This is a genomic window from Dethiosulfovibrio peptidovorans (genome assembly GCA_002748665.1).
In the GTDB taxonomy this organism is placed as follows: domain Bacteria; phylum Synergistota; class Synergistia; order Synergistales; family Dethiosulfovibrionaceae; genus Dethiosulfovibrio; species Dethiosulfovibrio peptidovorans_A.
In genome coordinates this window covers 38,543-62,661 of the sequence record PDTB01000017.1, presented here as the reverse complement: position 1 = coordinate 62,661, position 24,119 = coordinate 38,543, and the positions used below count along the sequence as shown (strand labels likewise).

Sequence of the window (24,119 nt, the reverse complement as noted above, 5' to 3'; positions counted from 1 at the left end):
GAGGTGAGAAGCGGTTGGAAGCCCTTACCGGAAAAAAGATCACCATCATCGGTGGCGGCGTTAGCGGAGCGGCTTTGGCCCGATTCATCGCCGTACACGGCGGAGAGCCCTTCGTGACCGAGGCAAAAGCGGGGATACCTGAATCTCACCTGGAGGACTTTCGATCCCTCGGAGTCCGGTGGGAGACGGGGGGACATTCGGCTCGGGCTCTGGAGTGCCACATGCTAGCCCTCAGCTCGGGAGTTCCGCCCACGGCTCCTGTGATCCTGAGTGCCCAAAGCCAAGGCATACCTGTCGTCGGTGAGGTCGATCTGACAAGGCCCTACATGGACGGAATAGTCGTGGCGATTACGGGAACGAACGGTAAGACGACCACGACATCTTTGACGGCTCACCTTTTGCGCTATGCCGGGCTGGATGCGGTCGAAGCCGGAAATATCGGCGCTCCCCTGGGAGCTCTTGCTGGTCAGAAACGAGACGTCTTCGTGGTTGAACTCAGTAGTTTCCAGCTATACTGGACTCATCACGCTCTTTTCGACGTCTCGGTGGTCACCAACCTGGCACCGGATCATATCGACTGGCACGGTGGATATGATCGATACGTCGCCGCCAAGCGACGTATCTTGGAGCGCCGCAGTCCCCACGGATGGGCTGTCATCCAGGAGATGGACCGAGAGGTTCTGAGGAGCCTGAATACACCCAGGATCATCGGACTCAGTCACGGGGTACCATCCGGCGATGGACTTTGGATGGAGGACAGGTCGGTTTCTATCACCATCAACGGACACTCCACAAAGTTTTTCGACGTGGAGAGTTTGCCTCTGTTGGGACGACACAACGTTGAAAACGGGGCCATGGCGGTAGCTGCCTGTTTTCTCTCCACGAATCGAACGGAAGACTGGGCGGCAGGTTTTCAATCCTACCAGCCGCCTCCCCATCGGTGTCAGCTCGTCGGAACCGTGAAAGATGTGACGTATGTGGACGACTCCAAGGGAACCAATGTAGCCTCCACGTGCACTGCTTTGCGCTCTCTTCCGGGACATAAGGTCATCATCTTGGGAGGACGGGGAAAAGGGGAAGACTACGAGACTCTGGCGTCTGCCGTGAATGAGACATGTCGTTGGGCGGTACTCATCGGCGAGGAACGACAGGCCATAGCCGACACTCTGAAACGGCGGGGTTTTTCCCATTGGACGTTAGCTGAATCCATGGATGAAGCCGTCGATCATGCTTCGAAAGAGGCTCAGAGCGGCGACACGGTCCTTCTGTCTCCTGCCTGCACCAGTTGGGACATGTACGACAACTACGAGATCCGGGGAGACCATTTTCAACAGCTGGTCGCCACTCTGAAGGAGAAGGCATCGTCTCCGTGAGTCGTCGAGATCCGTTTTTATGGGTCATTCCCCTGATTCTGTCGGCTCTTGGGGTCATCGTGATTCTGTCTCTCACGTCTGTGCGATTGGGTGATGGCTCTCTGTCGTTCATATTGGGGAAGAAGCAGACTCAGTGGCTTGCCGTTGCCTTGGGTGCCATGCTCATAGTCAGTGCCGTTCCCCTCCGGTTCTGGTTGGACCACAGTGGTTTTTTCCTGATCTTTGCCTGGGCGCTCTCTTGGCTTCCTCTGATCCCTGGGATAGGCGCCGGAGGCGGTGGGGCCCTTCGATGGGTTCGGGTCGGCAGTATGACGTTCCAGCCTTTGGAGTTTTTAACCTTTTTTTTGGTGGTACACCTATGCAATATTTACGGTCGAGGAAAACTTCAAGGTCTCCGGTCTTTTGTGCTGACTTTGCTGCTCGGAGCGATGGTGATGCTTCCTATCCTCGTTCAGCCCGATTTAGGAGGTTCTCTCCTCCTCTTCTTTCTCGCTATGGGGCTATACGTGGGAGCACACGGTATCTTGCTTCCTCTGATGTCGGTTATCCTGCTCTCGCCGGTGTTCATGTTTCTATCTCAGAAAGAGTATCGCCACAGAAGGATCGTCGCCTGGCTCGACCCATGGTCGGATCCCAGCGATGTAGGATACCAGACTATTCAAGGTCTGGTCGCTTTTGCCAACGGCGGATTCTGGGGAACTGGTCTGGGGAGAGCTATGCAGAGAAGCCGCTTTCTTCCGGCAGCCCATACTGACTTCATTTTTGCGGCACTGAGCGAAACCCTGGGCGTATGGGGGAGCGTCGGAGTTCTGGCTCTCTTTTTCTTCTGGTTCATTAGAGTCTATGTCCATTTCAACCAATGTAAGAACCAAAAGATATCACTGCTGTTTTGGGGAATGGGACTCTCTGTGGCTCTTCCCCTGATCATCAACGTAGGAGGGGTTACCAACTTAATCCCGATGACCGGCATGCCTCTGCCGTTTCTTAGTTACGGTGGAAGCTCTCTGGTCGTCTCCTGGATAAAGGTCGGTCTGCTTCTTCGAGCTGTGAGAGAGATGGAGGTGATGGAGTGACCGTGTTGCTGATCGCAGGTGGAACCGGAGGACACGTAATTCCGGCTCTGGCCTTCGGGGCATGGCTTCGGACTCGAGGTGAGAAAGTCAGATACGTCTGTGGAACCAGGCTCCTCGAACAGGAAATTTACCGGGAGCATGGGGTCAATCCGGTGATTTTGCCGGTTCAAGGCTCCCCTTTGGGGACAAAAAAACCGGGCGATATTCTTACCAGAACAGCTGGTCTTATTCGAGCCCTTGCGCAAATGAGGGACCTAATCCACAGAGAACGACCTCGTGCCGTAGTCCTTTTTGGGGGGTATTTGAGTCTCCCCGCTCTTATCGCCGCTCGATGTATGGGTGTTCCTGCCGTGATCCACGAACAGAACGCCGTGGCTGGTCGAGTTACCCGGTTAGCTGGCCTCTTGTCTGTTCCTGTAGCCACAGGATGGGGCTTCTGTCGAGGCGTTCGAGGAGTCTACACAGGCATCCCCGTTCGCTCATTTCGATCATTAAGTCGAGATGATGCGCTTAAGGAACTCGGCCTTTGCCGATGGTCAAGGGGAATTCGCCCAATAGTGGTGGTTCTTGGGGGGTCGTTGGGAAGCTCTTTTCTTTCAAAATCGATATCTATTGCCTCATCTATGGTAAAATCTGTGGGGTGCTGTTTTCTCTGCATCGGAAGCTCTTCCGAGACATCTACAGACACCGTGGTATCTCTGCCACCTCAATGGGATATGTCGCCGGTGTATGCTGTAGCCGACCTGGTCATCTGCCGAGGTGGCGGTGCAACTCTGGCGGAGCTCCGGTCTCAGGGGATACCTGCCATCATCGCTCCGTGGGAAGGGGCAACACAGGAACATCAAAAAGCAAACGCCACCTGTTTTATCCGGGAAACGGGGTTGGGGCGACTTTGGTCTCCCTCAACGGGGGGAGCTGGTCTGGCGAACCTCGTCGATCAGACGCTTTCGTCCGTTTCCAGGTACAGAAAAGGACGGGGGACCTCCCCATCCGCCTCGCTGTGGCTATTGATTTGTTCTCATGTCATGAAAGGAGAGTCCGGTATTGGAGTTATCTAAGATCACTTTAGATGGAATTCGTCACATACACCTGATGGGCATTGGCGGTGCTGGCATGAGTGGACTTGCCCTTCTTCTCAAGGAATTAGGATTCATCGTCAGCGGTTGTGACATGTCCTACGGATTCTACGTGAACAAGGTTACCCAGGCTCATATTGACTTCGACATCGGACACAATCCGGACCATCTTGAGAAGTTTACGCCGGATCTCGTAGTCTACAGCAGCGCCATCCCCGAGGATAACCACGAGCTTGTAGCCGCCAGAAAGGCGGGAATACTCGTGGCTAAACGGGCGCAGGTTCTGAGTGCCATCTTCGATGCGAGGTACGGTATCGGGGTTGCCGGAACTCATGGCAAAACCACGACATCGTCCATGATCAGCCTGATTTTGAACGGAGCCGAGCTTGAGCCGACGGTCGCCATCGGTGGCGAACTCTGTGATATCGGTTGCAACGCCAGACTGGGTAACGGACCTCATATGGTGGCCGAGCTCGACGAGAGCGACGGTTCTTTTCTGTCTTTTCACCCTACAATATCGGTAATCACGAACGTCGATTGGGATCACGTGAACCACTATCCCAGCCTGGATTCGGTCTTGGAAAGCTTTGAGGATTTTTCCCGAAACGTCCGCACCGGAGGGGCTCTTATCCTCTGTGGTGAAGACGCTGGAGTTCGTCGTCTTTTAAAGGTCATACCCGAGGAGTGCTCACAGACAACGTACGGTTTCGACGATCAGTGGGATTGGGGTGCTTTGGATATACGGTATAATCAAGGAGGAGGGGTTTCCTTCATCGTTCGAAAAGGAGACCATCTCTTGGGGCGACTTGAGCTCGCCGTCTCGGGGGATCATAATGTCCTCAACGCCCTGGCTGCCTGTGCTGTCGCCGATATGCTCTCTGTGCCCTTTTCCGTCATAGCGACGACCCTCCGACAGTTTCAGGGTGCGAAACGTCGCCTTCAGTTTAAAGGTTCGTTAAATGGCATTGATATTTACGACGATTACGGCCATCATCCCCGTGAGGTAGAGGCCACCTTGAAGGCGGTCAATCAGATCTTCCCTGATCGATCAGTCTTGGTTATTTTCCAGCCTCATAGATATACCAGAACTGCCGCTATGGCTGATGAGTTCGCCCGGGTTTTAAAAGGGGCGGATAAAGTGCTCCTTCTCCCTATATACCCCGCCGACGAGGAACCCCTGACCGGGGTAACCTCAGCTCTGATAGGTGACATTCTTAGCCAGAGTGGTCATCCTTGCTTTACCATGCTACCCCCCGGGGACGACGTTGTTCCTCAGGCATTGAGTATGATCAACCAGGGGGATGTGGTTCTCACCATCGGCGCGGGAGACGTCGCGGATGTCGGAGATCTGTTGGTGAAGAGCTTGCTTCGGCAGAGATCCACCTCGTCATTGATCGCCGTCAGCGCCTGATCTCCGTTTCTGGCATTCATCAGGAGAAGAAAACGTGGCGGAAAGGCGACGGGGATGGCTTTTTCTCCTGTTGTTGCTCTCGTTTCTTGCGGCCTTTCCGTTTCGTCTGGAACGGACGTATCAATGGCTTCGTCTCAAGAAAGTGTTTTTTGAAGGGTGTCCGTCGTCTCGTATTGAGCGACAGTTTTTTGCGGGGATTCCGTCGGATGTATGGCGTTTTTGGCCATTGTTCCTGGGAAAACGAAGCGAGCTGATATCAACCATAACGGAACAGGAGCCTTTGGCCGTACGACTAGAGCCTCTGTGGCAAGGGCTCCGTTGTTGTATGATTCCCCTGAAGATCGTCGATGTCTTTTCCTGGAATGGTTGTCCGTGGTACCTTGCAGAGAACGGAGCAGTGTGGAGCGGTGACCACCCGATCAACAAGGAGCTCTATGGTGTTCCGAATAAACCTGAGATAACTGTCGATGCGTCTATGCCCTCTCCCGTTGCGGGAGAGGCTCCGGTTCGGCAATTTGCCTACGATCTGGCGACTTTTACGGAGAATATGCAAAAAATTCGAAATGCACGGTGGCCGGGAGTCCTAGCGGCTTTACGTCTCTTTCGACAGGGAGGAGAGGATCTTGCCTCCGTCTACCTCCGTCAAAAGGATGGATTCGTCACCATCGTCGTCGATCGAAACCGCGATATCGGAGCTCAGGTACAGGCGGTTATTGAGTTATTTCGTTCTGGCGTAAAGATTAAAAGTGGCGGAATCATCGACGCATCGTACAAGGATAAAATAGTCGTACAGGATAGCTGATTCAAGAACGCCCATATGAAGGGAGCGATGGCCTCGTGAAAAAAGAGCCTGATGTTTTTGTCGGTCTCGACCTCGGCACCTCGAAGGTATCGGTTGTCGTGGCAGAGCGAGATGTACGCTATGACGAGGCTCAGATCATCGGGATCGGACAGGCTCCCTCCGCAGGGATTCGAAAGGGCATGATCGTCAACCTTGAACAGGCAGTCCTGTCGGTTCGGCGAGCCGTTCGCGAGGCGGAGACCATGGTTGGCTTCCCTTTGGACGAGGTGACTGTGGCCTTCAGCGGAGTGGAAATTGACAGCGTCATGTCTCATGGGATGGTCTCTCTGGGACGAACCCCCAGGCAGATTGAGATCGACGACATCGAACGGGTGATCGAGACTGCTCAAAGTGAACTCTCCGTGGCATCAAACCGAAGCGTTCTTCACACGATTCCGGTAAAATACTCCATCGATGGCAACTCGGGGATTGACGACCCCCTGGGAATGACGGGAATCCGTCTCGAGATCGAACTTCAGTCCGTGGTGGTTCCGACCACAGCTCTTCAGAACGTCATGAACTGTGTGGAACGGGCAGGAGTGTCGGTCTCTGGCCTTGTGGTCAAGCCTCTTGTGGCAGCACTGGGGGCTCTCTCCGCAGAAGAAAGAACCGCAGGAGCTGTGGTCATCTCCATCGGAGGGGGGACAACCGGTGCGGCCCTCTTTGTGGATGGGCGACCAGTGAAACTGTCGGTGATCCCCATTGGGGGTGACCATATAACCAATGATCTGGCCTATGTAGCAAAAATCCCCATCAGTGTGGCCGAAGAACTGAAAAAAAAGCTGTCCCTTGAGCCTGATACTGGGGAAGACGAGTTCGAGGTCGTGATTCGGGGCAAATCGAAGGTTATGCCCGTAGACGCACTCTCGGATGTGGTCTCCTGTCGCCTTGAGGAGCTGTTTTCCCACCATGTCAAGGGGCTCCTGGAGGGAGTCAACTATCACGCATTCCCCTCAGGGATCATACTCACCGGGGGAGTTGCCCTTATGGAAGGGCTGGAAGGTTTTGTATCGGAGATCATGGGCCTGCCGGTCCGAATCGGGATACCCGTAGTCTCCCATCAAATGCCTCCTGGCTTGGGAACATGCCAACATGCAGCGTTGGCGGGAATTGTCCGCTATCTGGTGGAGAAGGATCGGCATCAGTACAGGTACATTGAGACCCCTGTTCATGTGCTTCGAGGAGGAGGTTATGGAGCCATCAGGGAAAAGACGACCAAGCGCTTACCGATTCTGGGTGACACCAATGGGATCTTTGATTCCATCAAACAAGCTTTCAAGGACCTGTTTTAACGAGAGCGATCCACTGGGAGGTTGAATATGGAGATGAACGGGGTCTTTAATGTTACGGCAGAACACAGCCCCCATAGGGAAATCATCAAGGTTGTCGGTGTTGGGGGCGGCGGCGGCAACGCGCTGAACAACATCATACGAAGCGGAGTTACCGGAGTGGAGTTCCTGGCGGTGAATACCGACATGGCATCCCTTGACCTCTCCGAGGCCTCGACCCGACTTATATTGGGTCGTGATCTGACCCGGGGACATGGGGCTGGGGCCGATCCCCAGGTGGGCTATGCTGCTGCCAAGGAGTCCTTTGACGAGCTGAAAGAGCTCTTAACGGGATCTGATATGGTGTTCCTGACTGCCGGTATGGGCGGTGGAACGGGAACCGGTGCCAGCCCAGTTATTGCCGAGCTCGCCAAGGAGTCGGGCGCCTTGGTCGTGGCCGTCGTCACCATGCCCTTTTTCTGGGAGGGAAAGCGACGCAATGAACAGGCTCAAGTGGGAATCAAAACCCTTCAGGAAAAGGTGGATGCCCTTATCGTTATCGAGAATGACAAGCTTATGGAGATCTCGGACAAAAACACTGCACTCACCGATGCGTTCAGGGTCGCCGACGATGTTCTTCGCCAAGCCGTTCAGGGTGTGACCGACCTGATTCTTCGATCAGCTCTGATCAACGTGGATTTTGCCGATGTCCGTTCAGTCATGCAGAACGCCGGATCAGCTATCATGGGCATCGGCGAGGGACGAGGTGACTCCAGAGCTGCCATGGCAGCTCAGGCAGCTATCAACAGCCCGCTCATGTCCATCCCCATGAGCGGTGCCAAGGGCGTGCTCTTCAACATCGCTGGAGGGCCAGACGTTGGCATCCACGAGATCCGAGAGGCGGCGAGAATAATCAACGAGGCCTCTGACGAGGACGCCAATATCATTTGGGGAAGCGCCATAGACGAGGAGATGGAGGATCGAATCAAGATCACGGTCATCGCGACGGGTTTTGCCAGCTACGATCAGTGTCGATCCCAAAACGACAGGAAAGTAGAGCCTATCAAAGGTGCTCCGTCGGCTCACGGGGGGAAAAAAAAGGCTCCCAGTGTCCATCTGGAGCCCACTGACCTGTCTCAGGACGACGAATCGCCCAACATGTTCGAGCTTCCAGGGGTTCCAAAAGACTCCTACGATGTTCCGGCCTACCTCAGGAAGGTTCGTCGGAAAAATAAGGAAAAAAACTGAACATAATGGAGATCTCGAACTCTTAGATCACCTAAGAATACCGCGAGAGAGGACTCTGCATAATGAGAGCACCGAGACGACAGAGAAAACCTATTCTTCCCTTTGGGGACATGATGCTGCCAGTCCTGGGCCTAATCGCTCTGGGCATATTGGTATTTGGCATCAGAGTGTTCTTCCTCCCTGAAGAACACGACCCTTATAAGTTATACGTTCAGCAGGAATCTGCATCAGAGAAGTCCTCCCCTTATTCGGTGTACCAGGAAAAACCCCAAACACCCCCGATCTCGACACCCCAAGAGTTCGGTGGCACAATTCAAGAGTCCGACGACACGATTGAGGGGGTCGTAGCGGCGCCTGTTGGAGCGCCTCTCCCCACCCCCCAGGTAATAACACCAAAACAACCGAAACCGGCCCCTGAGAAGCCTCAAACGGCACGTCGGCCAGCCCAACCCAAGCCCCAACCTAAACCTAAGAAGCCATCGGTAACGGGAACTCCGTCAGCGTCGTCAGGCCCCTGGGTCGTTCAAATCGGGGCTTTTCAACAGAAGAAGATGGCGATGGAGCTCATCTCAACCATTCGAGGAAAAGGCTATAAGCCTGTCCTTGGTGAAGGGCTTGTCTCGGGGGTTAAATATTACAAAGTCTGGCTTCCCGGGGGGGGCACACGAGAGAGCGCCATGATGATTGGGGAGAAGCTCGCTCGGCTAGGGTACGAGTATTTCGTATTTCCCAAACGGTAGAGGCTCAGAACTCCATGAGCATGTATCCGGTGGATAAGCTGGTCGTCGTCACCGGCCTCTCTGGGAGTGGCAAATCAAGTACCTTGAACCTCCTGGAGGATCAAGGTCTTTTTGCTGTGGATAACATCCCTGCAGCTCTTCTGCCCCAATTGCTCAATCTCCTGAAGGGGCATGAGTCGGCTGTGGCTAACGGTGTCGTAGCCGTCATGGATATCAGAAGTCGGGATCTTCGTAAATTTCCCTCTGTGGTTCGAGCTCTTCGGAACGAGATGAATTTTTGCCGGGTTCTGTTTCTCGATTCAACCGACGAGGTCCTTGTTCAGCGATTTAAGACAACCCGGCGCTCACACCCTCTGGGGGATCACCTTCCTATCATGGAGGGGATTCGTCAGGAAAGAGAACTTCTGGCTCCGATCCGGGACGAGGCCGACGTCATCATCGACACGTCCAAACTGGATCTTCGCTCCCTCAGAGCCGAACTGCTCCGCTCCCTTGGAGAACCACAGCCTCATATGACAGTCATTCTCTCCTCATTCGGATTCAAACACGGTATTCCCAGCGATAGTGACTACGTTCTGGACGTCCGTTTTCTGCCTAATCCGTATTACGTCCAGAATTTACGGCAAAAGGATGGACGCGACAACCCCGTCAAAAAATACATTCAAGAGCAATGCTCTGACCTGGACGAAATTCTTAACCAGACCGGAGAGTACCTTACCTTCCTTTTGCCTCGCTATGCCCGTCTGGGCAAAAACTCGGTCCATATCGCCGTGGGGTGTACCGGGGGCAGGCATCGATCGGTGGCCGTGGTGGAATGGCTCACACGTCGGCTCAGGGGCGAGGGGTTCGTCGTCTCTCCGTGCCACAGAGATGTGGGCAAACTCTAGCCATGTGGTATTTCGTAGCGGGACTCCTGTTAGGGGGTGTGGGGGTGGTTCTTACAGGAAAACTCTTCTCATCTCACCTCGAGTCGTCCGTCCTGGGCTCTGCCTTTCGAACCCATCTCTCGGCTGGTCCCTACGTGGTTGCCGTCGGCGGTGGTACCGGGCTGTCGTCCTTCCTTCTGGGGCTTAAGGGCTTCACTAAAAACATCACAGCTGTCGTCACGGTGACCGACGAGGGGGGGAGTTCCGGTCGACTCAGCAGGGATTGGGGCGTTCTGCCGCCCGGCGATATTCGCAACTGTATCGTGGCCCTGAGTGAAAACGACGCAGCCCTTCGCTCGTTCATGGATTTTCGTTTCGACAGAGGTGACGTGGCTGGTCATAGTCTGGGGAACCTCATGCTTTTGGCTGCGACAGAAATTTCAGGTGACTTCAAATTAGCCGTAGAAAAAATTAATCAGCTTCTGGCTATCCGCGGCCGTGTCCTGCCCGTCTCAACGGAGAACATGGTGCTGATGGGCAAAACGACCGATGATGTCCCTGTCAGAGGAGAACTGGAGATATCCGCTAACGGCTCTCGTCTGGAGTCTGTGTGGATCGAGCCCAAGGACGTCAGACCTGTTCGAGACGTCATGTCGGCTTTGGAGGTGGCCGACGTGATCGTCCTGGGACCTGGAAGTCTTTTCACCAGTGTCATACCCAATCTCCTGATCCAGGGTTTTCAGGATAAAATCCGGGTCTCCCTGGCACCGACAGTCTACGTGGCCAACGTCATGACCCAGCCTAACGAGACCGAGGGCATGTCCATCATGGAGCACGTGTGCTGGATCGAAAAAATCCTGGGGAAGATACCAGAGTACGTGGTCGTCAACGACCAGAAGATCCCCCAGAAACTTCTGGCACGATACAACGCAAAGGGAGCTGATCCCCTGTATCTGGGAGACGAGGAGGAACGAGCCTTGTATGAACGGGGATGTCGGGTTATCCGAGGATCATTTCTCCGGGTAGATACCATCCAGGGTGAACCAGTGATTCGTCATGATGGATGGCGTCTCTCCGAGGCTATCCTCTCTCTCGTCCATACGGAAAGAGAGGAGGCCCGATTTTAACGTGGAGTCCCTGAGTGCCCGAATTTGGGATGAATGGGTCTCCGATTCCGTTTCAGACCGAGTCTCTGCCGAATCGGAGCTCTCGGGAATCCTGTCCTGTCTTCGAAACAAAGAGGTTTCTGAGAAGATTATCCTATGGTCTCGACGACTTTGGACGTTTCGTCGAATCCGACACCTCTGGAGTAAAACCGGATGGAGCCGCGACCTCGATCTCGGAGATATTCTTCGGGTTCCTGAACGTCATAAGGGGAGTGTTCGTCTGGAGCTTCCCCTAGGCCTCGCCTTGGCCATGCAGACCAAGGAACTCAATAGTGGTTTTCTTCGCTGGCCATGGATTCGTGGAGTATTCGGCGGAGTGGGGGCTCTGTACTTTCCGAAAAGGGGGTACTATTTTCTCTTCCGAGCTCCCGTTGGTTCGGTGTTTGCGGGACTGAAGGATCATCTGGAGAAAAACGGCTTTCCCATCTCTTATCGACCGGTGGCTCATGCCGTCGAAGTCATTTTGCGGGACCAAAGTGCTATCGTGGATCTTATGGTCGGGATGGGCCTGCCCGAGTCGGCCCTGTTGTTGGAGGAGAAGTCTATCGTACGTTCTATGAGAGATCGGGCCAACAGGCTGGTCAACTGCGATGCGTCAAATATCAGAAAATCGGTGGCTGCTGCTGAAAGACAGGGACAACTTATCGATTTTTTGAGAGAGAATGGCCCAATAGATGCCCTTTCCCCCGAGCTTGTGGAGCTTATAGAGCTCCGAAAGGCAGCTCCCAGCGCAAGTCTCAGCGAGCTGGGAGCCGCTATGAACACGCCAGTAAGCAAAAGCACCGTAACCTATCGATGGAAAAAACTTCAGGCTATAGCAGAATCCTACGGGTTCGATAATAATTTGTAGAGGGATCCTCTAAAAACTCAGAAACTCGCCTCAGGCCGTTTCGACGAAGTCCATTCGAGGTTCGTGTTTTTGACCTGCCGTCGTGAAATATCGACTGAGGCAAGGTGGCCATCGTCCCAAGCCGAGAGGGCACAGGAGGTGCCATTCGAGATGGAGCAAGCAGGTCAAAAAATACGTTGAGGCAAGACAGGGCTCTGGCGAAACGACCTGAGGCTGGAAGACTCGGATGCAGGTCTTTAAAGGTGCCCTAGAAAAGCTTCGAATTATCAGAAGGGAGAGGTGTTACATGTCTCAGGCAAAAGTAGCCATTAATGGATTTGGACGCATAGGGAGGCTTGTCCTCAGGGGGTTGTACGAGTATGACGATGAAGGACTTTTCGACATCGTTGCCACCAACAGCCGATCCACCTCGGACCAGAGGGCCTATCTCTTCAAGTACGACTCGGTTCATCGCCGCTATCAGGGCGACGTATCCTGCGACGAGAACGCCATCATCATCGACGGCAAGAGAGTGCGAACCTTGCGGCACACCTCACCGGATCAGTTCAATTGGGGTGAGCTTGGTGTGGACATTGTCATCGAGGCCTCGGGCCTCTACAAAGATACAGCTAAAGCCCAGGCTCACCTGGATGCCGGGGCCAAGAAGGTCCTCATCACCGCTCCGGGGAGCGGCGACGGTCTGGGTACCTTCGTCATGGGAGTCAACGAAAACACCTACGACCCGATGATCCATCACGTGGTCTCCAACGCCTCATGTACGACCAACTGCCTGGCCCCCGTCGCCAAGGTCATCAACGATGAGTTCTCCATCGTCAAAGGCGTCATGACCACGATCCATGCCTACACCGGCGATCAGAAGACGGTGGACTCCTCCCACAAAAAACTTCACAGGGGCCGAGCAGCAGCTTTGTCCATGGTTCCGACCTCCACCGGAGCAGCCAAGGCCGTAGGGTTGGTCATCCCCGAGCTCAAGGGCCGGCTCAACGGGATGGCCCTTCGGGTTCCCACGCCGGACGTGTCGGTAGTCGACTTGGTGGTAGAACTGCCAAAATCCGTCTCAGCCCAGGAGATCAACGACGCCGTCCGACGCCATGCCGAGGGCGACATGGCCAAGTACATCGGGTACGAGACCGACGACTGCGTCTCGATGGACTTCGTCCACAACAGCCGGTCGTCCATCTTCGCACCGAGCCACACCATGGTCGTTGACAACATGGTGAAGGTTCTGGCCTGGTACGACAACGAGTGGGGTTATTCCTGCCGCTGCATCGACCTGATCAACCACATGATCAAAAAGGGGTTGTAGACCCATGGAGCTTCGGAGCCCTGACTACGCTTCCCTGAAAGGCAAGAAAATCCTGGTTCGGGTGGACTTCAACGTCCCCCTTAAGGAGGGCATCGTCACCGATGACACTAGGATACGGGCCCACAGGGAGACGATCTCAGCACTCAAGGACGCAGGGGCTAAGATCGCCTTGGTCTCTCATCTGGGACGACCGAAAGGCCAGGTACAGGAGAAATTCTCTCTAGCTCAGGTCATCCCGGCCATTGAGCCGGTTCTGGGACCGATTCGTTTCGTCCCAGACTGCGTGGGGGAAAGTGTGACAGTCGTTATGGCCGAAGATGATGGGATGCTCCTTCTTCTGGAGAACACCCGTTTTCACAAAGAAGAGGAGAAAAACGATCAGGACTTCTCCCGGCTCATGGCAGAGCCTTTCGATGGGTTTGTCCTCGACGCCTTCAGCGCCTCTCATCGAGCCCATTGTTCCACCGTAGGGGTTCAGTCTCATTTAGATTCCTACGCAGGGTTCCTCCTGCAAAACGAGATCAAGGCCCTCTCGCAAGTTCGAGACGAGGCTGAAGCTCCGTTTGTCCTCATCCTGGGGGGAGCCAAGGTCGCTGATAAAATTGGCGTTATCGAGAACCTCATGGATAAGACCTCGGCTATCCTCATTGGGGGAGGCATGGCTTTCACCTTTCTCAAGGTCCAGGGTGCATCCGTCGGCCGATCCCTGGTGGATACCGACCATCTGGATTTCGCCAGGGCCATGCTCGACCGGGCGAAAGATGTAGGAGTCTCGGTGATCTTGCCTGACGACGTGCTGGCGACCTCGTCACCGGAGGATCTGAACACGTCGGTGGTTCCTGCCTCGGCCATTCCAGACGACAAAATGGGGTTGGACATAGGCCCCAAAACGGTGATGTCCTTCGCTCAAGAGATCGTGAAAGCTAAAACAATTCTCTGGAACGGTCCCTCTGGGGTGTTCGAATCTCCTGTCTTTGCCGGAGGGACCCGGGAGATTGCCCGGACGGTCGTCAAAGCTACGGAGAATGGGGCCTTCTCGGTCGTAGGCGGAGGCGACACGGCTGCAGCTGTCTCTTCCATGGGCTTCGCCAACGGTTTCTCTCACGTATCGACGGGCGGCGGTGCCAGCCTGGAGTTCTGCGAAGGGAAAGACCTGCCTGGTATCGCTCCCCTCGTGCTCTGAGGAGTTGCTGCGCTATGAAACGATACCTTTTTGGAAATTGGAAGATGAACATGTCTGGAGCCGATACCGATCATTTTTTTGACAACTTGCCCTCGGCTTCCAGATCCGACGTAACCATGGCTGTTTTCCCCCCGTCGATTTATCTGGAGCGGGCCTTCAGGGCCGTGGAGCGATCAGGGAGCCCCGTGGCTCTCGGGGTTCAAAACGTCCACAGCGCCCATCACGGTTCGTACACTGGGGAGATATCGATCTCCATGGCTCTCGATTGCGGCGCGACCTACGCCCTGGTGGGACACAGCGAGAGACGACACATCTTCGGCGAGTCGGATGAGGCAACAGCGCAGAAATTGGAGGCTTGCTCTTGTGAGGGACTTCGGCCGGTGCTTTGCGTGGGCGAGACCCTGAAGGAGCGGGAGGCCGGTAAGACCTGGGTCGTAGTCGAACGACAGTTGAATACCGGATTGGCAGGCTCCGTCAATCCTGATCTGCTTCTGGTCGCCTATGAGCCTGTATGGGCCATCGGCACGGGATGTACGGCCTCGCCGGGCGACGCTCAGGAGGTCTGTGGAGCCATCCGAAGATGGTTGAGAGGTCGTTTTCCCGGGAAGGGGATCCCCATCCTGTACGGCGGGAGCGTCAAACCCGATAACGCCTCGGGACTCTTCGCTATGGCCGACATCGACGGCGGGTTGGTTGGAGGTGCATCCATGAATCCGTCGTCCTTCGCCGCTATGGCTCAAGCTCGGTAGTCAACGTCGAGAATAGACGACACCAAGACCAGGAGAGACGAAGTCCCCTCATCCCTCCTGGTCTTCTCTATCTCCACAACAGCCACATCTGGTCGAGCAGCAACAGAACTGGGCAGGGGAGCATCTCCTCGCTTCAGCACCCCCAGAACCAAAGGTCCATCATCGATGCATCTGTGAACCATGGCTCGGAAACATACTGCCTCGGTCTCCAGAAATCCCAGCTCATCCATAACCAGACAACGGGCTGATCGATCTTTCAAACTCTTCTGGAGGATCTGTACTCCCTGTGTTTCAAAAACATCGGGGTAGGGGAGAAGTCTCCCTGACTCGATAGTCGCCACCCAGGGGTGTTCTCTCCCCCCATCACCCAGAGAGACGAGACGCACACCTCGAACACGTCCATCCTTTCTGACGGCAGGAGTCCGAAACCCCGAGACGACGAGCCCGAGCGTCCTGACGACCCTTTCAAGGGCCGTGGTCTTCCCCGAGCCGACGTCACCGGTGAGGAAGACCGCTCGGGGCCTATCGGGCACGGCTGAGCAGTTTCTCCAGGTCCTTATCTGAGAGCTTCAGTCCGTAGAAAAGCTCATAAAAGGAGGCCACATCCTGATCCAGAGGCGTCGTTATCCGGCTGGGATAGAAGAGTCCCAGAAGCCACCGAAGCCCTATAATGCGGTTTACCGACGGAGGTCGGTCGAACCAGTTGAAGGGATCCTGAGGAATTTCGTAAAACCGACGGTTCCTCAGGGCGGGCAACCGTCCCCACAGGAGGTCCTTGAGAATAACGTCGTACGCCCCGCCCCTGCTGCTGCTCCAGCATAGGACGATCTCGGGATTCCACAGAAGAATCTGCTCCAGAGTCACGGCTTTCATTCCCCGCCCCGACGTGGTCTCTCCGGGAACGACGTTCCGTCCTCCCGCCAAAAAGAGGACCTGGAGATGTCTGGAATCCCCGGACTCACTGTTGAGTCCCTCTGGGCCCTCGGCATAATAGACAGTGGGGCGCTGCTCCTTCGGAACCTCGGCCAGGATTGCCTTGGACAAGTCCAACGTCTCCCTACAGAAAGCCGCCAGTTTCTGACATCGGTCACCCCGTCCCGTCAGCTCACCCATAGCCTCGTAGAGCTCGGGCGACCTTGCGAGATCCCCGTCCAGCATAATCACCGGAATACCTATTTGGGCCTGAATCTTATCGGCGAAGGAGACCCGTTGAGGTGAGAGGGATCCGACTGACAAGAGCACCTCAGGATCGACCCTGGCGATCTCCTCGGGGTTGCCCGTTGACTTGCCGAACCAGCCACCCAGTACGGGGAGATCCCACAGGGCCTTTGCGATATAACGTTTTTCGTTCTCCTTCAGGGTATAGTTCCACCCACACAGCAGATTGGAATCCACCGTGTAGAGGAGCACCGTCCCCGAAGGACCGATAGAGAAAACCTTGCTTATTCGCTCAGGGATCGAGTGAACCCGACCGGCCATATCCCGGAACTCTCTGGCATTGCCTAATCCCGCCCAGGAAGCGACGAGCAAAACAGCGATCAGACTCCATAACGTTCCTTTTCTCACCATACCAATACCTCTTTCCTCGTCTGATTTATACGGTCGCAGCGATTAAACCGCCGTGAAGCCTCGATATATGAACAGGAAGGCCGTAGAGTTTCGACATGGATGCGTCGGAGATAATCTCTCGAGCTCCTCCCCAGGAGACAGATCCAGTCCCCATGAGGAGGACCTGATCGGCGTAGCGATAGGCTTCCTCGGGAGAATGAGTGGAGAAGATGACCGATATGCCCCGCCCAGTCACCTTCCTGACCGTGCTCATGACTCCGTGACGATTAGCCATGTCCAGGCTGGCCGTGGGCTCATCCATGACAAGCACTGAGGGCTCTTGAGCCAGGGCTCTGGCAACCAAAACAAGTTGACGTTCGCCGCCACTCAGGGTCGTGTAGGATCGCTCCGCCATAGAGCCGATACCCAGGGCTGCAAGCTCCGCCTTGGCCACCTCCTTATCCCGACGGGACGGAGAAGTCCAAGGACCAAGGTGGCACGTTCTGCCCATGGTCACCATGTCCAGGGCCGAATACCCATAGGGTGAAGGCGATTCCTGAGGGACGTACGCCATGAGCCTGGCTCGTTCCCTGGGAGATTGCCTAAGAACAGCGTACCCGTCGACGGTCAAAGAACCTGCCATAAGAGGAATAAGGCCCAGAATAGATCGAAAAAAAGTCGTCTTTCCAACCCCATTTGGTCCGAGAACTGCCAGGACCTGCCCAGATTCAACTGTGCCGGAGAGACCGGAAATCAAAGGGGTACGTCCGTAACCGCAGGAAAGATCGCTGAAGATCACCGCCATAAAGGACCTCCTTTCCGTCCCATGAGGATCAAAAAACAGGGAATACCTATCATCGCCGTCAAGATGCCCAAAGGAATTTCAACGGGGAACGCCGTTCTGGACACCGTGTCAGCAGCCAGGAGAAACACCCCTCCGAAAGCCCCTGACCAGGGAATGACCAGCCGAAAATCAGGGCCAACCAAAAATCGGACAAAATGAGGCACAACCAAGCCCACCCATCCGATGACCCCACTGATCGAGACCGCCGAGGCCACAAGAACGGTGGAGCCCACGATAATCGCCGTTCGCCAGAGACGGACATCCAGACCGAGGGCGGCGGCTTCAGCCTCACCCAAGGAGAGAACGTTGACTCTCCATGCCGAGCCCCACAGAAGACAGAGACCCGCGATAACGGGCAAAGTGATCCGCACCACGTCGTTCATATCGGTCGACGACAGACTTCCCATAAGCCAGAATACGATATTGGGCAATGTATCAGTGGGATCGGCGAAAAACTTCAGAAACGATACCGCTGCCGAAAAGAGAGATGAGACCATTATTCCCGAGAGGATGAGACCGAAAGTTCCCCCAACAGCAAATCGCCTTCCCAGGAAAAACGTCCCAATCACGGCGGCCAAACCGCCAAAAAAAGAGGCCAGCTCGATAGTACCGGTGCCCAGGGTCAAAAAAATTCCCAAAGCCGCTCCAAAGGCAGCACCTGAAGAAGCTCCCAACAACCCCGGAGATGCCAGAGGATTTCGAAAAAGGCCTTGAAAAGCCGCTCCGGAAGAAGCCAGAGAAGCCCCCACCATAAGACCGGCCAGGATCCTGGGAACCCTGATCCGAAAAAAAATCGCCGAAGCCACGGGATCTCCCGACAGGACATCCCTGATCTCCAGGGGATATCGTCCCAAAGCCGGTGATACAACTAGAAGGATAACTCCAGCCATAAGCCAGGGGCATAGAGTTCGACGGTACATGAACAGATCTCCTTTCAAGCGCCTGCATCCTCATCCTCTTGCAATTATATTGCATAAGCAACATGATTGCAAGACAGACCATAATGGATCATGCGCAACATAAGATATATTATAGGACATAACGAGCTGTCAAAAAACGAGGCATCGAGAATGATCTCAACACCTCGTCCGTCTTCATCTTCAGTCCACGTTTTCCAGACGATACGAAGGATGGTCCCCCCAGACCCGTTCCAGGTCGTAGAATTCCCGTCCTTTGGAACTGAAGACGTGGACCAGGAGATTTCCGGCGTCGAGGAGACGCCACTGGGAGCTCGTTTGTCCCTCAACGGTATAGTCCACGTTCAACTCGTCCAGAACATCTCCCGCCGCATCGCACAGGGTGCCCATGTGAATATCCGAGTTTGCGGTGACGACTATGAACTGATCGGCTATGGTCGATGCTTTGGAGACATCCATGACGGTCACGTCACGCCCCCGTTTGTCGGCAACCGCCTGGGCTACCACCATCTCGACGGTCTTATCCTTCTCCACGTATGGCTCCTCCTTCTCTGTCTCTATCCCTCTCATTGAACCCGCTCCAGAATATCCAGGATTCGATCCTTATCGTGTCCTAGGGTCACTGTAACCTCATAGGGTGATTTAGTGTCCGACTGGACGAGGTTCTCCGAGATATCGCATAAATCGGCCAAAGCCAAGGCGGCTGAATGATTTTGCTCCCCTGGTTTATGGCTTATAGTGCTGTAGTGAAAATCAAAATGTTTGGCATTCCCCACGTATAACACCTCGATACCTTGACGCTCCAATTGGGACGACACTTTTTTTCCAAGTCCCGAGGCTCCATCGCCGTTAAGGACAGCGACAGGACGGTCGATAGCTTGAAGTACCTTCTGAACGTCGTTGCTGGTGGTATTTGAGTCCTGAGCTCCCTCGTTGGTCGAGGCCTGCTCCTCCTCCGCTTCATCCGACGTGAGCATGGTCGACATCTCGACCAAATCCGGCGACCAGTAGCTGATACCGTTGATGAGAGCTGCCTTGCCCGGCATGGTCAAAAAGGAGACCCTGCTCGGGGGGATATCCTTCAAGTACGACGCAAGCAAAAGAGCCTGACTTGGGGGAATATCGGTCTTGAGAACGGAAAGAAGCTCCGAGGTGATCTCTGAGAGGTTCGACATAGTGACCGGGTCATACATTTTTTTCAGGAGAGCCTTGAGAAATCGCTGCTGCCGTCGAATTCGGCCAATATCCCCCAGGGCGTCGTGGCGAAAGCGGACATATCCTAGTGCGGTTTTTCCGTCCAGATGCCTCCAACCTTTTTTGATATTTATGGAAAGATGACCGGCCTTGTCGGTGTATCGGAGGTTCTTTTGAACGTCGATGTCGATGCCGCCCAGGATATCCACTATTTTGGGGAAGCTTTGGTAGTTGACCGCCACCGAATAATGAATGGGCATTCCCAGGAGGTTGACGACCGTCTCCTTCAGAAGATCCATGCCCCCATAGGCAAAGGCGTGATTGATCTTTTGAGTTCCGTGTCCTCGAATAGACGTCCTGGTATCCCTTGGAAGGGAGATGATCTTGATCCATTTCTGATCGATGTCAACCGTTATGAAAGCGATGGTATCTGATCGGTGGGCTCCCTCGACATCGTCCATCCCGACGGCCAGGATATTCACGCTGCCAGTCTTCTCGTCGAACTGGACAGTCTGCTTGATATCCTTCGCCTCGGGAGAGATGAGCCTCCTGAGACGCCAGGCGACACCTGCCGAAGTAGATGCCAGAACGACCAGGATCAGAATCAAAATCCGCATTTTCCGTACCATCATTTCATCCCTTTCTGACTATCCCGCCGTGATTGCCTTCCTGGTACAGGCGTCTTTTCAGAATATACCGCTCCACCAGAGGAGGCACCAGATAGCGGATGTTCTTCCCCTCCGCAGCTCGACGTCGAACATCGGTACTCGATATGGACAGAGAAGGTACGGTCAGAGGAAAAACCACTTTCCGGAGGGGGGCGGGCAGATCCTGGATAGCGTCGAGCCCGGCCCTATCGTCGAAACCCGGTCTGTTGACCGCCACTATGGTACACAGATCGGGCAGGGCATCCCGTTCGTGCCAATCAAGGATGGTCAACACGGCATCGATACCGGTGATAAAGAAAAACTTGGCCTCTCCCTGAGAAAACCAGTGCCTCATCTCGCGCAAGGTCTCCACGGTGTAGCTGGGTTCATGACGATCGATCTCAACTCGGGAGACCCGAAAATGTTCGTTTTCCAAAGTAGCCAGACAGGTCATCATGTATCGATCCTCGGCCGAGGAGATCCGACGCTCCGATTTATGGAAAGAGTTGCCCGTCGGGATAAAAATAACCCGTTCGAGCTCCAAAGCCCAATAGGCTTCTTCCGCTACCACCAGATGTCCATGATGAATCGGATCGAAGGTTCCCCCCATGATGCCGATCCGTCGGGGGAAGTCCTTCTCAGTAGGCCCGTTCGGGCTGAAATTCAAAAGTGACATCGCCGATATGAATGGTGTCGCCTTCCTGGGCTCCACCGGCCTCCAGAAGATCCTCCACCCGATACTCCCGAAGAATCCGCATAAATCGAACCACCGCTTCCTCCTGGCCGAAATCATACCGGGCAACAGCCACCTCGATCCGAGGATGGATCACCCGAAAATGTCCCGAGTCGGCAAGACGAATCACCTGAACGCGCCCTCGTCCCCAAGGTCCATGGGACTCCTCCTCCACCGTGGCGTAAAGCCTGGTCATCCCAGTAGGTCTTGGATGTTCCCGACAGAGCCGTACGATGGCATCGATAAAATCAGACACGCCATCGCCAGTCAGGGCGCTCGTCTCGAAATAGGAGATACTACGCTCCCGAAAGTGCTGAGCCACACCTCGCGATACGTCAGCGGTTCCCGGAAGGTCCGTCTTATTCCCTACGATCAGATACGGGCGATCCAAGAGGGCAGCGTTATACGCTTGAAACTCATCCAGCACGGTCTCCCACTGAGACAGAACCGAGTTAGGATCGCCGGCCGACAGGTCCAAGACGTGGACGATGGCTCTGGTTCGCTCGATATGGCGGAGAAAATAGTGTCCTAGCCCCTTGTTTTCGTGAGCTCCCTCTATGAGTCCCGGAATATCGGCAACCACGATTTTTTCCTGGTCGAGGCAAAGTACGCCCAAGTTAGGGGACAGGGTCGTAAAAGGATAGTCGGCCACTTTCGGGGTAGCACCGGAGATAGCAGCCAGGAGACTGGACTTGCCGGCATTGGGGAGTCCCACCAGCGCGACGTCGGCGATAAGCTTAAGCTCCAGCGTAATGGTTCGCTTTTGTCCTTCCTCGCCCTTCTCCGAGAAGCGAGGTGCCCGCCGACGGGAACTGGCAAAATGGGCGTTTCCCTTACCTCCACGACCGCCTCGGGCAGCTTGACACCGATCCCCCGGTTCCAGGAGATCGGCCAGAGGCTCGCCTCGATCCTTATCGAACACTACCGTCCCACAGGGAACCTTCACTACCACGTCCGATCCATTGGCTCCGAATTTTTTGGAGCCCTGACCGTGTTCTCCGTCGGTAGCTGAGATTCGCCGGGAATACTCGAAATCGGCCAAGGTGTGGATATCGGGAGTAGCCTCAAGATACACGTGCCCCCCACGACCGCCGTTCCCCCCATCGGGGCCACCCTTGGGGACGAATTTCTCTCGACGGAAACTCATGCACCCGTTGCCACCTCGACCAGCAGAGACCTGGATGGTCACCATGTCCACAAATTTCACGAAAAGGCCCCCTGAATATCCATGAAAAAAAAACGGGCCAAGGGGAACCTGGGCCCGTAGCTGGCTATGCCGAAGAAAAAACGTTAAACAGCGACAGCCGACTCTTCAACGAGGACGTATTTTCTGTTCCCTTTGCTCTTGAAGCGAACCACACCGTCCTTCAGGGCAAACAGGGTATAGTCCTTGCCGAGCCCCACGTTCTGCCCGGGATGAAAGGACGTGCCCCTCTGGCGAACGATGATATTGCCTGCCTTGGCGAGCTGACCATCGCTCAGCTTGAGACCAAGCCTCTGCCCCCGGGAATCCCTCCCGTTTGAGCTGCTTCCCTGGCCTTTTTTATGGGCGAAAAACTGAAGTTCAAAAAAACTATACAGCATATTCCTGCACCTCCACCACTTCTACGTTTTCGGGATAAGTTCGGGCCAGAGCCCGAAAGCTCTCGACCACGGTAGCCACTATTGCCTGGGCTTCAGGCGATTCATCACGCCATCTCATGGCGATCACCGCCGACTCCCGATGGACTTGGGAGTCCAGCGAAAGATGAAGCACGTCGGCCAGGCCAATATGAAGCGTTTGAACCAGAGTCGTTACGGCAGAACAGACGATATCCTGTCCAGACGGGGCGTAGCCCGAATGCCCACACACAGAGAGACCAAAGATGAGTTCCCCTCGAAGGGACACCTCGACCCTGGTCATGAGCTTAGGGGTTGACGGCGTCTATCCGAACCAGGCTGTAAGGCTGTCTGTGCCCCCGAAACCTGCGGTAATTGGTCTTGTTCTTGTACTTGAAGACGATGAGTTTTTTCGCCTTTCCGCTGGACAGAACCGTTCCCGTAACCGACGCTCCGGGCACCGTCGGGCTTCCCACCGTAACGCCCTCATCGGAGCCCAGTAAAAGCACCTTATCGAAGGTCACAGCGCCGTCTTCCTCAACAGCGAGCTTCTCCACTCGAAGTTCGTCGCCGGGCTGAACTCGATACTGTTTCCCTCCGGTCTCGATGATCGCATACATACTAATCCTCTCCTCTCGCCAAGATCGGGTAGCTTCGCTTTAAAAACCCGTCTCATGCGGCTCACTAACAATTTTGACATTATACGGGAGAGGCCCTGGGGCGTCAAGACTCACGGCAACACTTCTGACGGGGCATTGTGCAGTTGTTCAATACATCCGTTACAGGCAGGTCGTCATGAGAGCTCATCTCTTGAGCTTTTAGAATTTCCATTAAGCAATCTTTTAAAATATTTTTCAAACGTCTGCCCTGAAAAGTGATTCTTCCAGTTATTCTGATTATTAAGGTGCGTTCTGTTGAGTAGTTCCCACAGGGGTGAGAAAGGCCAACCCATAGTAGCTGTTGTCGTTGAACTCGAATTCGTCGATTACATCGAGCCCGATCTTTCTGGTGTGAGCCTCGAAAGATCGGCGTTCGTTTTATTGATAAACGTCGTTCCGACATCGAAACTGGACGACATGTGGGCCCTCATCTCCTCGAAAAGGGCGGGGAGGGTGTGAGTTCCCCGTTTTTCCCCGGCGATGCACACAGGGCCGTACTGAAAGAAGTTGTCGCGCATGATGGCCGTTCCCTTGTAGTTCAGGCCGGAGAATCTCTCGATCATGTAATCGAACATAGGCCGTCCCTCAAAGTAGTCCCAACCGGCTGCCATGGCATACCCAACGACGGCTCCATCGTCGTCCAGAACGAAGAGCCCATCAACCTGAATCAGGTCGTTCAATTGTTTCAGGGTAAACGGTGTGGTGACAAACCCGTTTCTCTTCTCTTCGTCCGTCATATTGGACACCAGGTTTTTCCTCTGTAGTCCCAGAACCATATCTATGTCGAACGGTGTTGCCAGTCGGGCTTTCATGTCGAGTCCTCCCTTC

The 24,119-nt window shown here is 54.8% G+C and carries 26 protein-coding genes; 14 read left to right on the top strand and 12 right to left on the bottom strand.

Going from position 1 to position 24,119, the window contains the following annotated elements; genetic code table 11:
• Positions 1-14 precede the first annotated feature (14 nt).
• The 14 genes from murD (at position 15) to CSA35_03430 (ending at position 15,150) form a co-directional block, all read left to right on the top strand.
• A complete protein-coding gene (murD, locus tag CSA35_03495) occupies positions 15-1,373 on the top strand; it encodes a UDP-N-acetylmuramoyl-L-alanine--D-glutamate ligase (protein ID PIE54941.1) in 1,359 nt (452 codons plus the stop codon).
• Positions 1,277-2,446 (top strand): cell cycle protein, encoded by a 1,170-nt coding sequence (locus tag CSA35_03490; GenBank protein PIE54940.1) that lies wholly within the window; start codon positions 1,277-1,279, stop codon positions 2,444-2,446. Before murD ends, CSA35_03490 begins: the two co-directional genes overlap by 97 nt.
• Positions 2,443-3,504 (top strand): UDP-diphospho-muramoylpentapeptide beta-N-acetylglucosaminyltransferase, encoded by a 1,062-nt coding sequence (locus CSA35_03485; GenBank protein ID PIE54939.1) that lies wholly within the window; start codon positions 2,443-2,445, stop codon positions 3,502-3,504. Before CSA35_03490 ends, CSA35_03485 begins: the two co-directional genes overlap by 4 nt.
• Complete coding sequence (gene murC, locus CSA35_03480) at positions 3,491-4,933, top strand: UDP-N-acetylmuramate--L-alanine ligase (protein ID PIE54938.1); 1,443 nt, start codon at positions 3,491-3,493, stop codon at positions 4,931-4,933. The genes CSA35_03485 and murC overlap by 14 nt, the downstream gene beginning before the upstream one ends.
• Positions 4,934-4,967: 34 nt before the next feature.
• Positions 4,968-5,735, top strand: coding sequence for a hypothetical protein (locus CSA35_03475; protein PIE54937.1), 768 nt, complete (start codon positions 4,968-4,970; stop codon positions 5,733-5,735).
• Between the two features lie 35 nt (positions 5,736-5,770).
• Positions 5,771-7,066: a cell division protein FtsA gene (gene ftsA / locus CSA35_03470; GenBank protein ID PIE54936.1), complete on the top strand. Its 1,296-nt coding sequence runs from the start codon at positions 5,771-5,773 to the stop codon at positions 7,064-7,066.
• A 27-nt stretch (positions 7,067-7,093) separates the two neighbouring features.
• Entirely contained in the window at positions 7,094-8,290 is a 1,197-nt protein-coding gene (locus tag CSA35_03465) for a cell division protein FtsZ (GenBank protein ID PIE54935.1), read from the top strand.
• 62 nt (positions 8,291-8,352) lie between these two features.
• The gene (locus CSA35_03460) at positions 8,353-9,030 is read left to right on the top strand and encodes a hypothetical protein (protein PIE54934.1); all 678 of its coding nucleotides are present in this window, start codon (positions 8,353-8,355) and stop codon (positions 9,028-9,030) included.
• 14 nt (positions 9,031-9,044) lie between these two features.
• Positions 9,045-9,917 carry an RNase adapter RapZ gene (locus CSA35_03455; protein ID PIE54933.1) on the top strand — a complete coding sequence of 291 codons (873 nt, stop codon included), beginning with the start codon at positions 9,045-9,047 and terminating at the stop codon, positions 9,915-9,917.
• 2 nt (positions 9,918-9,919) lie between these two features.
• A complete protein-coding gene (locus tag CSA35_03450) occupies positions 9,920-11,023 on the top strand; it encodes a hypothetical protein (protein ID PIE54932.1) in 1,104 nt (367 codons plus the stop codon).
• Entirely contained in the window at positions 10,953-11,912 is a 960-nt protein-coding gene (gene whiA / locus CSA35_03445; GenBank protein ID PIE54931.1) for a DNA-binding protein WhiA, read from the top strand. The genes CSA35_03450 and whiA overlap by 71 nt, the downstream gene beginning before the upstream one ends.
• A gap of 286 nt (positions 11,913-12,198) precedes the next feature.
• On the top strand, positions 12,199-13,218 hold the full coding sequence (gene gap / locus CSA35_03440; protein ID PIE54930.1) for a type I glyceraldehyde-3-phosphate dehydrogenase: 1,020 nt from the start codon (positions 12,199-12,201) through the stop codon (positions 13,216-13,218).
• A 4-nt stretch (positions 13,219-13,222) separates the two neighbouring features.
• Positions 13,223-14,401, top strand: a complete 1,179-nt coding sequence (pgk, locus tag CSA35_03435; protein ID PIE54929.1) for a phosphoglycerate kinase — start codon at positions 13,223-13,225, stop codon at positions 14,399-14,401.
• A gap of 14 nt (positions 14,402-14,415) precedes the next feature.
• Positions 14,416-15,150, top strand: coding sequence for a triose-phosphate isomerase (locus tag CSA35_03430; protein PIE54928.1), 735 nt, complete (start codon positions 14,416-14,418; stop codon positions 15,148-15,150).
• Here CSA35_03430 and CSA35_03425 read toward each other — a convergent pair.
• From CSA35_03425 to CSA35_03370, 12 genes are all read right to left on the bottom strand, one after another.
• Complete coding sequence (locus CSA35_03425; protein PIE54927.1) at positions 15,138-15,710, bottom strand: hypothetical protein; 573 nt, start codon at positions 15,708-15,710, stop codon at positions 15,138-15,140. The genes CSA35_03430 and CSA35_03425 overlap by 13 nt on opposite strands.
• On the bottom strand, positions 15,673-16,719 hold the full coding sequence (locus tag CSA35_03420) for an ABC transporter substrate-binding protein (GenBank protein PIE54926.1): 1,047 nt from the start codon (positions 16,717-16,719) through the stop codon (positions 15,673-15,675). The genes CSA35_03425 and CSA35_03420 overlap by 38 nt, the downstream gene beginning before the upstream one ends.
• Before the next feature lie 25 nt (positions 16,720-16,744).
• Positions 16,745-17,503: an ABC transporter gene (locus tag CSA35_03415; GenBank protein ID PIE54925.1), complete on the bottom strand. Its 759-nt coding sequence runs from the start codon at positions 17,501-17,503 to the stop codon at positions 16,745-16,747.
• Complete coding sequence (locus CSA35_03410; GenBank protein PIE54924.1) at positions 17,494-18,462, bottom strand: ABC transporter permease; 969 nt, start codon at positions 18,460-18,462, stop codon at positions 17,494-17,496. Before CSA35_03410 ends, CSA35_03415 begins: the two co-directional genes overlap by 10 nt.
• Before the next feature lie 180 nt (positions 18,463-18,642).
• The gene (gene rsfS, locus CSA35_03405) at positions 18,643-18,969 is read right to left on the bottom strand and encodes a ribosome silencing factor (protein PIE54992.1); all 327 of its coding nucleotides are present in this window, start codon (positions 18,967-18,969) and stop codon (positions 18,643-18,645) included.
• Positions 18,970-19,025: 56 nt separating this feature from the next.
• Positions 19,026-20,282 carry a transcriptional regulator gene (locus CSA35_03400; GenBank protein PIE54991.1) on the bottom strand — a complete coding sequence of 419 codons (1,257 nt, stop codon included), beginning with the start codon at positions 20,280-20,282 and terminating at the stop codon, positions 19,026-19,028.
• A 4-nt stretch (positions 20,283-20,286) separates the two neighbouring features.
• Entirely contained in the window at positions 20,287-20,976 is a 690-nt protein-coding gene (locus CSA35_03395; protein ID PIE54923.1) for a nicotinic acid mononucleotide adenylyltransferase, read from the bottom strand.
• Positions 20,939-22,240 (bottom strand): GTP-binding protein CgtA, encoded by a 1,302-nt coding sequence (locus tag CSA35_03390; protein ID PIE54922.1) that lies wholly within the window; start codon positions 22,238-22,240, stop codon positions 20,939-20,941. Before CSA35_03390 ends, CSA35_03395 begins: the two co-directional genes overlap by 38 nt.
• Before the next feature lie 83 nt (positions 22,241-22,323).
• Positions 22,324-22,617 carry a 50S ribosomal protein L27 gene (locus tag CSA35_03385; GenBank protein ID PIE54921.1) on the bottom strand — a complete coding sequence of 98 codons (294 nt, stop codon included), beginning with the start codon at positions 22,615-22,617 and terminating at the stop codon, positions 22,324-22,326.
• Positions 22,607-22,936 carry a ribosomal-processing cysteine protease Prp gene (locus tag CSA35_03380; protein ID PIE54920.1) on the bottom strand — a complete coding sequence of 110 codons (330 nt, stop codon included), beginning with the start codon at positions 22,934-22,936 and terminating at the stop codon, positions 22,607-22,609. Before CSA35_03380 ends, CSA35_03385 begins: the two co-directional genes overlap by 11 nt.
• A gap of 4 nt (positions 22,937-22,940) precedes the next feature.
• Positions 22,941-23,252 (bottom strand): 50S ribosomal protein L21, encoded by a 312-nt coding sequence (rplU, locus tag CSA35_03375; protein PIE54919.1) that lies wholly within the window; start codon positions 23,250-23,252, stop codon positions 22,941-22,943.
• A gap of 365 nt (positions 23,253-23,617) precedes the next feature.
• On the bottom strand, positions 23,618-24,103 hold the full coding sequence (locus CSA35_03370; GenBank protein ID PIE54918.1) for a GNAT family acetyltransferase: 486 nt from the start codon (positions 24,101-24,103) through the stop codon (positions 23,618-23,620).
• Between the last annotated feature and the right edge of the window lie 16 nt (positions 24,104-24,119).

Coding starts and splice junctions, on each gene's coding strand:
- CSA35_03465 (PIE54935.1), top strand. CDS start 7,094: ATGGAGATGAACGGGGTCTTTAATGTTACGGCAGAACACAGCCCCCAT.
- CSA35_03460 (PIE54934.1), top strand. CDS start 8,353: ATGAGAGCACCGAGACGACAGAGAAAACCTATTCTTCCCTTTGGGGAC.
- CSA35_03455 (PIE54933.1), top strand. CDS start 9,045: ATGAGCATGTATCCGGTGGATAAGCTGGTCGTCGTCACCGGCCTCTCT.
- CSA35_03450 (PIE54932.1), top strand. CDS start 9,920: ATGTGGTATTTCGTAGCGGGACTCCTGTTAGGGGGTGTGGGGGTGGTT.
- whiA (PIE54931.1), top strand. CDS start 10,953: ATGATGGATGGCGTCTCTCCGAGGCTATCCTCTCTCTCGTCCATACGG.
- gap (PIE54930.1), top strand. CDS start 12,199: ATGTCTCAGGCAAAAGTAGCCATTAATGGATTTGGACGCATAGGGAGG.
- pgk (PIE54929.1), top strand. CDS start 13,223: ATGGAGCTTCGGAGCCCTGACTACGCTTCCCTGAAAGGCAAGAAAATC.
- CSA35_03430 (PIE54928.1), top strand. CDS start 14,416: ATGAAACGATACCTTTTTGGAAATTGGAAGATGAACATGTCTGGAGCC.
- CSA35_03420 (PIE54926.1), bottom strand. CDS start 16,719: ATGGTGAGAAAAGGAACGTTATGGAGTCTGATCGCTGTTTTGCTCGTC.
- CSA35_03415 (PIE54925.1), bottom strand. CDS start 17,503: ATGGCGGTGATCTTCAGCGATCTTTCCTGCGGTTACGGACGTACCCCT.
- CSA35_03410 (PIE54924.1), bottom strand. CDS start 18,462: ATGTACCGTCGAACTCTATGCCCCTGGCTTATGGCTGGAGTTATCCTT.
- rsfS (PIE54992.1), bottom strand. CDS start 18,969: ATGGTGGTAGCCCAGGCGGTTGCCGACAAACGGGGGCGTGACGTGACC.
- CSA35_03400 (PIE54991.1), bottom strand. CDS start 20,282: ATGGTACGGAAAATGCGGATTTTGATTCTGATCCTGGTCGTTCTGGCA.
- CSA35_03395 (PIE54923.1), bottom strand. CDS start 20,976: ATGTCACTTTTGAATTTCAGCCCGAACGGGCCTACTGAGAAGGACTTC.
- CSA35_03385 (PIE54921.1), bottom strand. CDS start 22,617: ATGCTGTATAGTTTTTTTGAACTTCAGTTTTTCGCCCATAAAAAAGGC.
- CSA35_03380 (PIE54920.1), bottom strand. CDS start 22,936: ATGACCAGGGTCGAGGTGTCCCTTCGAGGGGAACTCATCTTTGGTCTC.
- rplU (PIE54919.1), bottom strand. CDS start 23,252: ATGTATGCGATCATCGAGACCGGAGGGAAACAGTATCGAGTTCAGCCC.
- CSA35_03370 (PIE54918.1), bottom strand. CDS start 24,103: ATGAAAGCCCGACTGGCAACACCGTTCGACATAGATATGGTTCTGGGA.